This window comes from Xanthomonas hortorum pv. cynarae (assembly GCF_002939985.1).
In the GTDB taxonomy this organism is placed as follows: domain Bacteria; phylum Pseudomonadota; class Gammaproteobacteria; order Xanthomonadales; family Xanthomonadaceae; genus Xanthomonas; species Xanthomonas hortorum_D.
Map to the genome: position 1 here is coordinate 34,350 of NZ_MDFM01000011.1, position 13,269 is coordinate 47,618.

Annotated in this window: 9 protein-coding genes and 2 pseudogenes; 6 read left to right on the forward strand and 5 right to left on the reverse strand. The window is 64.0% G+C overall.

The window, feature by feature from the left end; all coding sequences use genetic code 11:
* The first annotated feature begins 33 nt into the window (after positions 1 to 33).
* From XcyCFBP4188_RS09480 to XcyCFBP4188_RS09490, 3 genes are all read left to right on the forward strand, one after another.
* The gene (locus XcyCFBP4188_RS09480) at positions 34 to 1,095 is read left to right on the forward strand and encodes a glycoside hydrolase family 5 protein (protein WP_074056226.1); all 1,062 of its coding nucleotides are present in this window, start codon (positions 34 to 36) and stop codon (positions 1,093 to 1,095) included.
* A 685-nt stretch (positions 1,096 to 1,780) separates the two neighbouring features.
* Positions 1,781 to 2,839 (forward strand): glycoside hydrolase family 5 protein, encoded by a 1,059-nt coding sequence (locus tag XcyCFBP4188_RS09485; protein ID WP_043910363.1) that lies wholly within the window; start codon positions 1,781 to 1,783, stop codon positions 2,837 to 2,839.
* 293 nt (positions 2,840 to 3,132) lie between these two features.
* Positions 3,133 to 3,582 carry a PepSY domain-containing protein gene (locus tag XcyCFBP4188_RS09490; protein WP_023901948.1) on the forward strand — a complete coding sequence of 150 codons (450 nt, stop codon included), beginning with the start codon at positions 3,133 to 3,135 and terminating at the stop codon, positions 3,580 to 3,582.
* 204 nt (positions 3,583 to 3,786) lie between these two features.
* Here the strand turns inward: XcyCFBP4188_RS09490 and XcyCFBP4188_RS09495 are convergent, their stop codons facing one another.
* Together XcyCFBP4188_RS09495 and XcyCFBP4188_RS09500 are read right to left on the reverse strand one after the other, a co-directional pair.
* A complete protein-coding gene (locus tag XcyCFBP4188_RS09495; protein ID WP_104591999.1) occupies positions 3,787 to 5,592 on the reverse strand; it encodes a M28 family metallopeptidase in 1,806 nt (601 codons plus the stop codon).
* 58 nt (positions 5,593 to 5,650) lie between these two features.
* A complete protein-coding gene (locus XcyCFBP4188_RS09500) occupies positions 5,651 to 6,307 on the reverse strand; it encodes a DUF4097 family beta strand repeat-containing protein (protein WP_074056223.1) in 657 nt (218 codons plus the stop codon).
* A gap of 97 nt (positions 6,308 to 6,404) precedes the next feature.
* Between XcyCFBP4188_RS09500 and XcyCFBP4188_RS09505 the strand changes: the two genes are divergently transcribed.
* Both XcyCFBP4188_RS09505 and XcyCFBP4188_RS09510 read left to right on the forward strand, forming a co-directional pair.
* Entirely contained in the window at positions 6,405 to 7,766 is a 1,362-nt protein-coding gene (locus XcyCFBP4188_RS09505) for a murein hydrolase activator EnvC family protein (RefSeq protein ID WP_104592000.1), read from the forward strand.
* A 335-nt stretch (positions 7,767 to 8,101) separates the two neighbouring features.
* Positions 8,102 to 9,622, forward strand: coding sequence for a S41 family peptidase (locus tag XcyCFBP4188_RS09510; protein ID WP_043910368.1), 1,521 nt, complete (start codon positions 8,102 to 8,104; stop codon positions 9,620 to 9,622).
* 225 nt (positions 9,623 to 9,847) lie between these two features.
* Here XcyCFBP4188_RS09510 and XcyCFBP4188_RS09515 read toward each other — a convergent pair.
* The 3 genes and pseudogenes from XcyCFBP4188_RS09515 to XcyCFBP4188_RS09525 form a co-directional block, all read right to left on the reverse strand.
* Positions 9,848 to 10,405, reverse strand: a pseudogene (locus XcyCFBP4188_RS09515) (NAD(P)-dependent oxidoreductase); the annotation flags it as partial.
* 1 nt (position 10,406) lies between these two features.
* Positions 10,407 to 10,628: pseudogene (locus XcyCFBP4188_RS09520) on the reverse strand (DUF1820 family protein); the annotation flags it as partial.
* Between the two features lie 111 nt (positions 10,629 to 10,739).
* Positions 10,740 to 11,432, reverse strand: coding sequence for a rhomboid family intramembrane serine protease (locus tag XcyCFBP4188_RS09525; protein WP_023901941.1), 693 nt, complete (start codon positions 11,430 to 11,432; stop codon positions 10,740 to 10,742).
* Positions 11,433 to 11,649: 217 nt separating this feature from the next.
* On the opposite strand from XcyCFBP4188_RS09525, the gene XcyCFBP4188_RS09530 reads away from it, so the two are divergent.
* On the forward strand, positions 11,650 to 12,990 hold the full coding sequence (locus tag XcyCFBP4188_RS09530) for an outer membrane protein transport protein (protein WP_104592001.1): 1,341 nt from the start codon (positions 11,650 to 11,652) through the stop codon (positions 12,988 to 12,990).
* Positions 12,991 to 13,269: the final 279 nt, after the last annotated feature.

Here is a 13,269-nt window from a genome sequence, read left to right on the forward strand (position 1 = left end):
ACGCATCGTCCCTGTCGTTCAAGGAGTTGCTTTATGTCTTCTGTTTCCTGCTCGCTGCGCAGCGTTGTTCGCTGTGCACTGCTTCTCATCCTGCTTGGCGTCTTGCCGCATGTTCATGCGCAGACACGCGCACTCACCTACGCCGGAGTCAATCTTTCCGGTGCCGAGTTTGCATCGTCGAAAAAGCCGGGAGTCCTCAACAAAGACTATATGTACGCACCTGCCAGCGATTACACCTATTTCGCCGGCGTTGGCATGAATACGATCCGCCTGCCCATTTTGTGGGAGCGTCTGCAACCCAGCGCGCGTGGCGAACTGGATCCGGCGCAATTGGCATTGGTGAAGCAGGCAGTGGCCCGCGCCAAGGCATCGGGCATGTATCTGGTACTGGATATCCATAACTATGCCAAATATTACGGTTATAAAATAGGCACTCCTGAAGTGCCGATTGCGACCTTCAGCGATTTGTGGCGCCGTCTTGCGCTGGTGTTCAAAAACGATAACGCGGTGATTTTCGGGCTGATGAACGAGCCCAATGGGGTATCGGCAGGTGGCTGGGCAGCCGCTGCACAGGCAGGCATCGACAGCATTCGGGCCACCGGTGCAAACAATTTGATTCTGGTCCCCGGCGTGTTATGGACCGGCGCGCATAGTTGGTACTCGCCCACCAGCGATGGGTATTCCAACGCCACCGCGCTGACCTCCATCTACGACCCACTCAACCACTACGCGTTCGAAGTGCATCAGTACCTGGATGCCGATTCCAGCGGCACCAGCAATGTCTGCGTTAGTGCCACCGTCGGCGCCGATCGTCTTCGCAGTTTCACCGAGTGGTTGCGCCTCAATCAAAAACGCGGTTTCCTGGGCGAATTCGGCACCGGCAACAACGCAGGTTGCAATGCAGCGCTGCAGGGCATGCTCGGGTACATGGAAACCAATGCAGATGTCTGGCTGGGCTGGACCTGGTGGGCTGCCGGTTCATGGTGGAACATCAGTTACGAATACAACGTGCATCCCAACAAGGATGGAACCGACAAGCCGCAGATGTCGATCCTGTCGCCACAGGCGACCCATGCGACACGCTTCAGCCCTTGATGTGATCTCGCCATGATCCGATCGAGCCGCCGCAAGGCGGCTCTTTTGTGTGCGTCATCGCAACGTGCGGTCACACAGCTTGGACTCACTATCCAAGTGCAACACCCTCATTGCAGTTGAAAAGCCGTCACCACCTGACTGACGCCGGGGACGGCGGTGTTTCAGTTGGTGCGTGATCCTCTAATGCTAGGGCGCTGGTTGCCCCAGCAGCTTGCTGCCAAGCTCGCGTGCATGCATCCGGATGGTCCTGCCCGGCGCATCAGCCACACAACCGTGGAAAGCGTATCGCTTAGTTAATAACGCCTGCGATAAACATAGACGACGACGGCAAACGCTTATGCGTTCGCTGCACGTGCTACTGCATTGTTACGTCAGTGATCCGACGCCGGACCGTTGACAGCGAGCGCGTCCATACGATGGCATTTCGACACAGCGATGCATCTGTCGCGGCTTGAAAAGCCTGCTTTTCCGCATATTCCATGCCCACGTTATAACGCGCTGATTCGAAAAGTGACCTGTGCGATATGTGACTGCGCTCCATTCGACACATTTACTTCGCAGTTAATGCAACCGGAAATTCGGTACGGCAGATGCATTAAAGACGACGGATGCGGCGTATTTCGCGCAGATCGCAAGCACAAAGGGTGCTGTGACGCATCTTCCCCGTCGTCTAAGGAGTTGCTTTATGTCTGCCGTTTCTCACTCGCTTCGCAACCTTGTTCGTTGCGCCCTGCTGTTCCTTCTGATCGGCACGTTGCCGCTCGCCCACGCAAGAACGCGCGTACTGAAATACGCCGGCGTCAATCTCTCAGGCGCAGAATTCGCGTCTTCCAAAAAGCCGGGAGTCCTCAACAAGGACTATATGTATCCGGCAACCAGCGATTACACCTATTTCGCAGGTGTAGGCATGAATACCATTCGTCTTCCCATCCTGTGGGAGCGCCTGCAACCGAGTGCGCGCGGCGAATTGGATCCGGCGCAACTGGCATTGGTGCAACAGGCGGTGGCACGCGCCAAGGCATCGGGCATGTATCTGGTGTTGGACATCCACAACTACGCCAAATACAACGGCTACAAGATCGGTAGCAGCGAGGTGCAAAACGCCACGTTCGCCGATTTATGGCGGCGTCTTGCGCTGGTGTTCCGCAACGACAATGCCGTGATCTTCGGCCTGATGAACGAGCCCAATGGCGTGTCTGCCAGCGGATGGGCCGGTAGCGCCCAGGCGGCGATCGACGCCATCCGCGCCACCGGTGCGAACAATTTGATCCTGGTCCCAGGCGTTCTCTGGACCGGTGCGCACAGTTGGTCCTCGCTCACAAGCGATGGCTATTCCAATGCCACCGCGCTGGCGTCCATCTACGATCCCCTCAACAACTATGCGTTCGAGGTGCATCAGTATCTGGACGCAGATTCCAGCGGCACGACCAACGTGTGCGTCAATTCCAGCATCGGTGCCGATCGTCTGCGCAGCTTCACCGACTGGCTACGCGCCAATCACAAGCGCGGTTTCCTTGGCGAATTCGGCAGTGCCAGCAACAAGACCTGTAATAGTGCGCTGTACGGCATGCTCAAGTACATGAAAAGAAACGACGATGTCTGGTTGGGCTGGACGTGGTGGGCCGCAGGTGCCTGGTGGGGCTCCTACGCGTATACCCTACAGCCGAACAAGGACGGCACCGACCGGCCGCAGATGTCGATCCTGTCTCCGTGGGCAGTGGGCGTAACAGGTGTCACACCTTGATGTAATCGGATCGAGCCGCCGCAAGGCGGCTCGATTTTATGCGTCCGTCCGGGCTGTGCATCGTTCTGGCGCCGGTGCGAATCGCAGCGCAACCATCCCGATCGCGTCATCGACGACCTTGCCCTACCACTGCAGCCGCCTCCCGCGGAAGGTAAACATCACGTGCAAGGCGAATGAAGACCAGTGCGAGCATTTCAGCTGCCTGAACTCGTGCTACCGCGACGTCGGTTTTTTCACCCGATGGCGATGACAGCGCGTCCAGCATGGGCACACTTCACTGCAGGAGCAGTCTCATGGCACATCGATTGATGAAGACCGCGCTGATCGGCGCACTCGCGCTGGCATCGCATGGCGCATTCGCGCAGGCCGCTGCCGATAAGCCGGCCAAGGCGCTGACGTCCGCCGAAATCACCAGCATGCTCACCAGCAAGGGTTACACCAAGGTGCACGACGTCAAGTTCGAGCACGGAGTGTGGACCGCCGATGCGCGCAGCGGCGATGGCAAGGATGTGGATGTGCGTATCGACCCGGTGACCGGGCGCGTGTACGGCGACCAGACCACCTCCAAGTTGAGCGAGGCCGACATCCGCGCGGCGTTGTCAACCAACGGCTATTCCAACGTGCACGATCTCAAGTTCAAGGACGGCCTGTGGAAGGCCGACGCCGAGCAACGTGGCGGACAGAAGGTCGACCTGCACATCGATCCGGAAGATGGGCACGTGGTCAGCGCGGACAACGACTGATCCATCACTGACGCAATCGCGTGGTGGTGTTTGAGCACGTTTGCCGGGCATCACTGCAGCACTGAACAGGGCCTCCAACTGGAGGCCCCGTTTATTGACACCGCAGGCAGTGCGGCCTTGTTGTCACCCGCACTGCCGCAACTCGATCGATCGCAACACGACCCCACACATGCGTGCTTGAGGCCGTGCGCGCACTCGGTGTACTCAACGCGCCGGCGCTACCTGCTTGCCATCGGCCTGTTTGCCATCAGCAGCAGAGGCAGGTGCCTGCGGATCCGCTACTGCACCCGCACCCGGCTTGCCGACCATCATGCGGTCGCGCGCGGCCTTGAATGGGTTGCCGGCATACCAGTTGGGCCAACGCTCGCCAGCGGCGACTTCCTTGCCCACGCCATACACGGCCTGCAAGTCTTCGAGGGTGCCATCGAGTTTCCAGGTGGCCGCATCGTATTCATCGCCAGGGGCATGGTAGCGATTGCGGCCGTAGTCTTCGGCTGCTGCACGTCCGGCAGCGGTGCCGCCCTCGCGCAGGTCCTCGCCGCCATCGGCGTACAGCGCCGGCACACCGGCCTTGGCGAAATTGAAATGATCCGAGCGGAAATACGAGCCGCTCTGCGGTGTGGCCTCAGCGTGCAGCGTGCGGCCCTGCATCGCGGTGATCGGCTTGAGAATGTCTTCCAGCTCCGAGCTGCCCATGCCCACCACGGTGACATCGCGCGCGCGCCCGGCCACCGACATCGCATCCAGGTTGATCACCGCAGCAATCTTGTCCAGCGGGAAACTCGGATTGGCCACGTAATACTTGGACCCGAGCAGGCCGGATTCTTCCAGCGTCACCGCCACAAACACCACCGAGCGCGCCGGCTTGGGATCCTGATGCGCGAAGGCATCGGCGATTTCCAGAATGCCGGCCACGCCGGTCGCGTTGTCCACCGCGCCGTTGTAGATGTTGTCGCCACTCTCGCCCGGATGCTTGCCCAGGTGATCCCAATGCGCCATGTACAGCACCGCCTCATCGGCGTGGCTGCTGCCCGGCAGCACGCCGACCACATTGCGTGAGGTCTTTTCGGCGATGGTGCTCTTCAGGTCCACCGACCAGCTGGCCTTCAACGGCACCGGCTTGAAGCCGCGCTTGCTGGCGTCCTTGTAGGCCTGCGCCAGATCCAGCCCGGCGTTGGCGAACAGCTGCTTGGCGGTCTCGGCGCTGATCCAGCCCTGCACCGGCAGGCGCGGATCGGTGTCGTCCTTGGCCGGCAAGTCGTATTGCGGGCCGGCCCAGGAATTCTTCACCACATCCCAGCCGTAGCTGGCGCCGGGCGTGTCGTGCACGATCAGCGCGGCAGCGGCGCCCTTGCGCGCGGCTTCTTCGAACTTGTAGGTCCAGCGCCCGTAGTACGTCATGCGCTTGCCGTCGAACAGCTTGGCATCGCCGGTGTGGAAGCCGGGGTCGTTGACGAACATCACCACCGTCTTGCCCTTCCAGTCCTGGCCGGCGTAATCGTTCCACTGTTGCTCGGGCGCATCCACGCCGTAGCCGACGAACACCAGCTCGCTGTTGTCCAGCTTGACCTCGGCCTGGCCGGTGCGCGTGCCCACCACGATGTCGGTGCCGAAGGCCAGTGCGCGGGTCTGATCGCCGCTGCGCAGACTGGGTGCGGTGGCTGCATCGGCGGTGGTTTCCACCATCGGCACGTCCTGGAACCAGCTATCGCCATTGCCCGGCTGCAGCCCGATGCGCTGCATCTGGTCGCGGATATAGGTGACGGTCTTCTCTTCGCCCGCGGTGCCCGGGCCGCGCCCTTCGAAATCGTCCGAGGCCAGTGTCTTGACCAACTCGGCGAAGTCGCCGGTCGTCATCTCCGGCGAGAACGCGTGCCGGCTGACCGGTGCGCTGGGTGCGGTATCGGCCGGGGTCTGCGCGCTGGGCGCGGCAGGTGCGTCGGCGGGCTCACGTTTGCAGCCGGCCAGGGCCAGCGTCGCGGCCAGGCACAACAGGATCTTGCGGGGCATCGGGACTCCTCGTGCGGCGAAGGTCCCCCGATTCTAGGCGTTGACTGTGGTGAGCGCGTCAGTCCTTGGGCGCCACGTCGCTGTCGAAACTGCGCGCAGTGGCGCCGGTAACCGCGCCGATCCTGGCGGTGCGATGCACATACAGGTTGACCTCGCGCTCGAACTGCAGCTGCCCATCCACCACCGCATTGGGGCCGATCACCACCCGCGGCTTGCGCGACGGCTTGAACGAAAGACTGAAATTGGGCTTGGTGACCTCGATCCCGCCATGCACATGCGAGCCCACCCCCACGGTGATATCGCCATTGACGGTCTCGATGCCCTTGCCGAGCTCGGTTTCCACCAGACCGATGCTGCCGTTGACGGTTTCCACGCCGCCGCTGATCTGGCTGCCGCGCTCCACCAGAATGCTGCCGTTGACCGTCTCCAGCCCGCCGGACACCACCACTTTCTGGCCCAGCGTGATCGCGCCATTGACGGTGGAGACGCCACCGGTGCGCGCGCGCTCGCCGATCTGGATGCTGCCGTTGACGGTTTCCACGCTCTTGGTCTGCGCACCGGCACCGATTTCGATGGAGCCGTTGACGGTGTCCAGGGCGCCATAGGATTGGCCGGCCTCGGCGCTGATGCGACCATTGACCTTGCTGATGTCCTCGTTGGCCCAGGCGCTCGTGCAGACCAGGGACACCATCAGGAGAAGATGCTGGGACTTCATGCTGAACCTCGCGCGGCGGCGGCGATCTGGGGCGTGGCGGCGATCACACCATGCTTGGCTACAATCGCGCACCTGCCTGAAGTCACTGGACCGTTCGTTGCCCCCTTCGCCCGCACCGCGCTCGCGCCTGCCGCTTGCCCCCGCCACCGGCCGCTCACGCGCGTGGCTGGCGGCGGCCATGCTGGCTTGCGCGCTGCTGGCTTGCACAGTGCTCGGCAGCGCCGGTGCAAGCGCGCAAAGCCAGCGCGAGGCCGAGCGCAAACTGCAGCAGCTGCGCGATGAATTGAAGACCATCACTGCCGACCGGCGCGAACTGGAAGGCAAGCGCGGCACCGCCGCCCAGCAGCTACGCCAGGCCGATGAAAAGGTGGCCAAGACCGCACGTGCATTGAGCGAAACCGAATCGGCGATGCGCGAGCAGGAGCAGCATCTGAGCAAACTGCAGCAGGATCGCGCGCAGTTGCAGCGCGGCCTGCAGACCCAGCGCGCGCAGCTGGCAGCGCTGTTGCGCGCCGCCGATCAGCTCGGCCGCAACGCGCCGTTGAAGGTGTTGTTGTCGCAAGACACGGTGGGCGATGCCACGCGCCGGCTGGCCGACCATCGCTACGTGCAGAACGCGCGCGCACAGCGCATCCAGGCGCTGACCACGCAGCTGGAGGCCTTGGCGAAAGTGGAACAGGACATCGCCAGCCGGCGCCAGGCACTGGATAGCGCGCGTGCGCAGCAAAAAGCGCAGGCCTCTTCGCTGCAGAAGGATCGCTCGCAGCAGGCGGTCACCGTCGCCCAGCTGGACGACCGCTACAAACAGCGCGCCGAACGCGAAAAAGCCCTGGGCCAGGACGCCAAGTCGCTGGAACAGTTGCTCGCCAATCTGCGCGCGGCCGCCGCCAAGGCCGAAGCCGAACGGCGCGCGGCCGCCAAGCGCGCCGCAGCCGAAGCCGAACGGCGCGCGGCCGCCAAGCGCGCCGCAGCCGAAGCCGCCGCGCAGGCAAAGCGCGCCAAAACCGATCGCACCGATCGTCCCGACCGGCCGGGCAAGACGCCGCCCAAGGTGATCGCCAGCGCGCCGGCCCCCAAGGTCGGTGGGCTGAGCTGGCCGGTGTCGGGCAACCTGCTGGCCCGCTTCAACGCCACCTTGCCGGACGGCCACACCAGCAAGGGCGTGCTGATCGGCGCGCCCAAGGGCAGCACCGTCAGCGCCGTGGCCGATGGCACGGTGGTGTTCTCCGACTGGATGACCGGCTACGGCATGATCCTGATCGTGGACCACGGCAATGGCTACATGAGCCTGTACGCGCACAACGACACGCTGTTGCGCGATGCCGGCGCCTCGATCAAGCGCGGCGAGGCGGTGGCCAAGGTCGGCAGCTCGGGCGGGCAGGGCGTGCCGGCGTTGTACTTCGAACTGCGTCGCAACGGGCAGCCGGTGGATCCGTCGAGCTGGTTGCAGCGGCGCTGAGTGCAGGTGCGGTGAGCGGTGAGCCACGCGTTGCCGCGTCCCGGTGACCAGACGTGCATCGCGTTGAAGCGACCATTGAGGCGACCACTCAGGGAACCGGGACAAGCTGCTTGCGCAGCCATCGGGCGGGCGCTCCCGGTGCGCTGTCGCCCATGCCCGGCAGCGCGTCTGGCCGCGTCATCGCCAGCACGATGCGCACCGCACAGCGACGCCACCGCGCATGCATCTGCGCAGTTGCAGCAGGCAACGGCAATTCAACGCGGATTTATCGCTGCTTCGCGCATAATCCAGGCGGCGCCACGTTGTGGGGCGTCTTCTCTCTTCCGGAGTGCTTCATGCGCGTAGCTGTCCTGTCCGTTGCCCTGTCGCTGGCCTTGTTCGCGTCGCCCGGTTGGGCACAGAAGGCCGGCACCGCCGCCGCCCAGGCCACTGCGGACGATCCGGAAGCCAATGAAGCCGCCGTGTCCAAGGTGCCGCTGGAAGAGATCCGCCGTTTCGTGGCGGTCTACAACGCGGTCAAGCAGGCGTATGTGGATCCGGTCGAAGACAAGAAGCTGATGCATGCCGCCGTGCGTGGCCTGCTCTCGGATCTGGACCCGCACAGCACCTATTTCGACAAGGAAGACGCCGAGGCCTTCGACGAACAGGCCACTGGCGCCTACGACGGCATCGGCGTGGAATTGCTGCAGCAACAGGACAACACGCTCAAGGTGATCGCCCCGATCGACGACACCCCGGCGGCGCGCGCCGGCATCCGCGCCGGCGATGTGATCGTGGCCATCGACGGCAAGCCGATCGACGCCAGCAAGGCGATGGAGCCGCTGCGCGGCGAATCCGGCAGCAAGGTCGTGCTGACCATCGTGCGCGACAAGACGCCCAAGCCGTTCGACGTCACCCTGCAGCGCGAGACCATCCGCGTGGCCAGCGTGCGCAGCAAGCTGCTGGAACCGGGCTACGGCTATATCCGCATCAGCACCTTCCAGGCCGACACCGGTGCCGACTTCCAGAAGAACCTCAAGCAACTGCAGGCCGGCGGCAAGTTGCGCGGCCTGGTGCTGGATCTGCGCAGCAATCCGGGCGGCCTGCTGACGGCCGCGGTACAGGTCGCCGACGATCTGCTCGACAAGGGCAACATCGTCAGCACCCGTGGACGTATTTCGATCAGCGATGCCAAGTTCGACGCCACCCCGGGCGACCTGCTCGGCGGGGTGCCGGTCATCGTGTTGGTGGACGCCGGCTCGGCCAGCGCCTCGGAGGTGCTGGCCGGCGCGCTGCGCGACAACCAGCGCGCGCGCATCATCGGCAGCCGCACCTTCGGCAAGGGTTCGGTGCAGACCGTGCTGCCGCTGGACAACGGCGACTCGGTCAAGCTCACCACCGCGCGCTATTACACGCCCAGCGGCAAGTCGATCCAGGCCAGCGGCATAGTGCCGGAAGTGCTGCTCACCCCGGAACAGCAACCGGGCGATGCCGACCTGCCGGCCAGCCTGACCGACTACAGCGAAGCCACCTTGCCCGGCCATCTGCGTGGCGATGCCGAGGGCGAAGAGGGCTATAGCGCCGGCGACGTACTGCCGGGCGACGGCCCGATCGCTGCTGCATTGGCCGAACTCAAGCAGCCCGGTTCGGCAGCCAAGGCCCAAGCCGCGCTCAAAGCCAAGGCGCAGGCCGCGCAGAAGGCCAAGGCCGCCAAGACAGCGGCCGAACCCAAGCCGGCAGCAGCGCGTCCGGCGACCGGCGACAAGCCCAAGCCCACCGACAAGCCCACCGAGCCGGCTGAAAAAGCCAAGCCAGCGGCGCCAGCCGAACCGACCGCGCCTGCGGAAAAACCCAAACCGGCCGAACCGGTCAAGTGATCCGGACACGGCGCAGCGGGTGAGCTACACCCGCTGCGCACTCGGCGCGATCAATGTGCGCTGGCACTGCAACGCCATCTACCCGCACATCTCGATCACCCGTCAACCGTAGCGCTGACCGGATGTAACGTCACGCAACGAGCCGTGCCGCAGTGCGAATGCTTTTGTAGGAGCGACCCTAGTCGCGAGAAGCCTTCCCGAACGCGATCACCACTCAAACAACCGCTATCGCGCAATCGCCAACGCCTCGGGATTGACCAGATTGCGCGGCGTGCCAGCGGCAAACGCCAGCACATTGTCGAATGCCGCTTCGAAGTACAGCGCGTAGCTGTCGCGTTCCACATAGCCCAGATGCGGCGTGGCCAACACGCGCGGATGCTGCAGCAACGCATCGCGCGCATCCAGCACCGGCTCACGTTCGAACACATCCACCGCCGCCTGCGCCGGACGGCCTGCGTCCAACGCGGCCAACAGCGCACCTGGCGCAATCAATTCGGCCCGGCTGGTGTTCACCAGCAAGGCATCGCGGCGCATGCGCGCCAGATCGTCCACGGTCACCTGATGGCGTGTCTGCGCGCTCAGGCGCCGATGCAGCGACAGCACATCGCTGCGTTCGAACAGGTCCTCGCGGCTGGCGGCGATCTCGAACCCATCGCGCGCGGCCTGCGCGCAGGAGGCTTCGCCGCCCCACACCAGCACCTGCATGCCGAACGCACGCCCGAAGCCGGCCACGCGCTGGCCGATCCGCCCATAACTCCAGATGCCCAAGGTGCGCCCGTGCAGTCCGCACGATGCTCTGCATCGGCAGGTGCAGCGTCTTGGTATTGCCGAACTCTTCGCGCAACCGTTCTTCGGTGGGATCCACCACCAACCCGTCGTGCACGTCGAACACCAGCTCGCCGATCTGGTTGAAGCCCCACAGATGGCTGCTGGTGACCTCACGCGCGTAAAGCTCGTACACCTTGCCGTGATTGAGGAAGGTGACTTTGTACAAAGGCTTGACCATGCCGGCGATTATAGGCGCGCCAGCATGGCCAAGGCAGCGCAACCGGTCACTGCCAGCACGCAACGCCTGCATCAGCGTCGTCGGGCCATCCACCACGCGTCGCTCGCCGCGTTAGAACCCGTGGCGCTTGCGCAGCCGCCGCGCGATCGCCGCGCGCACGTACAGGCCATAGACGATGCCGAACACGAAACCGGCGATATGCGCCGACCACGCCACCATGCCGAACGCCGGGCCGATGTAGGCGAACACCACCTGCAGCATCGCCCACACCCCGATCAGCAACGGCGCCGGCACCCGGATGAATTCCAGAAACACCCCCAGCGGCAGCACCACGCCCAACTTGGCGCCGGGAAACAGCGCCAGATAGGTGCCGATCAATGCCGACACCGCGCCCGAGGCGCCGATGATCACCCGGTCCGGCGTGCCGATCGCAAAGATCGCCGCCAGGTTGGAGGCCGCGCCGCCGACCAGAAACAGCAGCAACAACCGCCACGGCCCCAGAATGCGCTCGGCCGGCAGCCCGAAGATCAGCAGGAACACCAGGTTGCCGAGCAGGTGCGACCAGTCCGCGTGCAGGAACAGGGCCGTGAACAGCCGCAGCACGCTGCCGTCGCGCAGGGTCGCCCACCAGTCGCCCAAGTTGGAGACGCCGCTGGACAGCGCGCCCCAGTCCAGCCATAGCGTGTTGCGTGCCTCGCCCGGCCGGCTGATCGACCACAGGTAGGCCAGCCAGACGGTTGCGAACAGCAACGGTACCGCCCAGCGGGGGGTAGGTTTCTTGCGGGAGGGGAGAGAGACGAACATCGGAGTGGCACTCTAGCGGGTTCACGCTCCTGAACCCATCCCCAACCTGTCCAGCCAGCCAAAACGCACTTCGTTATTGTTCGGTTAATCGTCGTGGTTATACTGCGTACGGCGTCGTATGTCGGGGGGGGGTCTCCGGCGCGCTCCAGCTGCTGTTCGGCGCTGGGCGCGGGCGCTGTACCGACCACTGCAGTCTTTATCCGGAGAGCAACAACTTATGTCTACCGCTTCCACTCTCGGCCGCGCCACCCTGTTGGCCGTTGGTATCGCCGGTGTGCTGGCCGTTGGCCAGGCCCACGGCGCCGCGTTCCAGCTGAAGGAAAACAGCGCCAAGGGTCTTGGCCGCGCCTTCGCCGGTTCCGGCAGCGCCCCCGATGACGCCTCGATCATCGCCAACAACCCGGCCGGCATGCGTCAGCTCGACGGTCGCCTGTTCCAGGCCGACGTCAGCGCCATCAGCTTCTCGGCCAAGTTCCAGCCTGAAAGCGGCAACTATGCCAACGGCGCCCCGGTCTCCGGCGGCAATGGCGGCGACGCCGGCATGATCGCGCCGGTCCCGGCGATGTACTTCCATGTGCCGTTCGGCGAGAACGACAACATGCACCTGGGTACCTCGCTGACCGTGCCGTTCGGCTTCAAGACCGAATACGACCGCGACTGGGTCGGCCGTTACCACGGCACCAAGACCGAGTTGCAGGCGATCGACTTCAACGTCGCCTTCTCCTACGACGTGAACCCGTACGTGTCCTTCGGCGCCTCGGTGTTTGCGGAGCGTCTGGATATCCAACTGCGCAACGCGGTGGACGCCGGTTCGATCCTGGCCCGCTCGCGGGTTCCGGGCTTTGCACCAGGCAATGCCGATGGTTCGCTGAAGATGAAGGGCAACAGCACCGAAGTGGGCTTTACCCTGGGCGGCTTGTTCAGCATCGATGAGAACACCCACATCGGTCTGTCCTATCGCTCGGAAGTGGAGCACAAAATCACTGGCGCCGATGTCGACTTCACAATGCCGGGCAACGCCTCGGCGGTGTTCGCAAACGCAGCACCCGGCACCTTCATTGACACCAGCGGCCGCGCCACCGTGAAGCTGCCCGCCAGCGCCACGGCCAGCTTCACCCACAACGTCAACGAACAGTGGTCGATCATGGCCGATGTCACCCGCACCGCCTGGAGCAAGTTCGACCAGGTGACGCTGGACTTCGCCTCCAATCAGCCCAATACCGTGCTGGACTTCTCCTACCGCGATACCACCTTCGCCTCAATCGGTGCCGACTACCGCATGAGCGAAACGCTGACCCTGCGTGGCGGTGTGGCGTACGACCAGACCCCGACCACCGCCGAGCATCGCGACGTGCGCGTGCCGGATGCGAGCCGCAAGTGGGTGTCGCTGGGTCTGAGCTGGCGTCCGTCGCAGCAGGCCGAATACAACTTCGGTTACACCCACCTGTTCACCAGCGACCCGACCAGCGATACCGTCAGCGCCACCGGCGACCGTCTGGCTGGCAGCTACAAGGTGAAGGGCGACGTGCTGGCCGCTTCGATCAACTACAAGTTCTGATCGACGCTTCCCGGTACGCGTGATGAAAAACCCCGCTTCGGCGGGGTTTTTCTTTTTCTGTCGTGCACACGCTGCAGCCGCTTACAGCGCCTTGTCGGAGCGCAGCATCGTCATTCGTCATCGACAGGGACAGCGACGGGGGAACAACGCCGTGCGGAGTTTTCACGCTTGGCCTTGGCATCCACTCATCCTGCTGATCAACGAAACACGCAAGGCTAGCGAGTTGCTTCCAACCATTGCATCGAACCGAAGCTCTTGAATCTGCGATATGGCGCAGCG

Bases quoted from the DNA above. Each gene is read 5' to 3' on its own strand.
- XcyCFBP4188_RS09480 (WP_074056226.1), top strand. From the start codon at position 34: ATGTCTTCTGTTTCCTGCTCGCTGCGCAGCGTTGTTCGCTGTGCACTG.
- XcyCFBP4188_RS09510 (WP_043910368.1), top strand. From the start codon at position 8,102: ATGCGCGTAGCTGTCCTGTCCGTTGCCCTGTCGCTGGCCTTGTTCGCG.
- XcyCFBP4188_RS09530 (WP_104592001.1), top strand. From the start codon at position 11,650: ATGTCTACCGCTTCCACTCTCGGCCGCGCCACCCTGTTGGCCGTTGGT.
- XcyCFBP4188_RS09500 (WP_074056223.1), bottom strand. From the start codon at position 6,307: ATGAAGTCCCAGCATCTTCTCCTGATGGTGTCCCTGGTCTGCACGAGC.
- XcyCFBP4188_RS09485 (WP_043910363.1), top strand. From the start codon at position 1,781: ATGTCTGCCGTTTCTCACTCGCTTCGCAACCTTGTTCGTTGCGCCCTG.
- XcyCFBP4188_RS09490 (WP_023901948.1), top strand. From the start codon at position 3,133: ATGGCACATCGATTGATGAAGACCGCGCTGATCGGCGCACTCGCGCTG.
- XcyCFBP4188_RS09525 (WP_023901941.1), bottom strand. From the start codon at position 11,432: ATGTTCGTCTCTCTCCCCTCCCGCAAGAAACCTACCCCCCGCTGGGCG.
- XcyCFBP4188_RS09495 (WP_104591999.1), bottom strand. From the start codon at position 5,592: ATGCCCCGCAAGATCCTGTTGTGCCTGGCCGCGACGCTGGCCCTGGCC.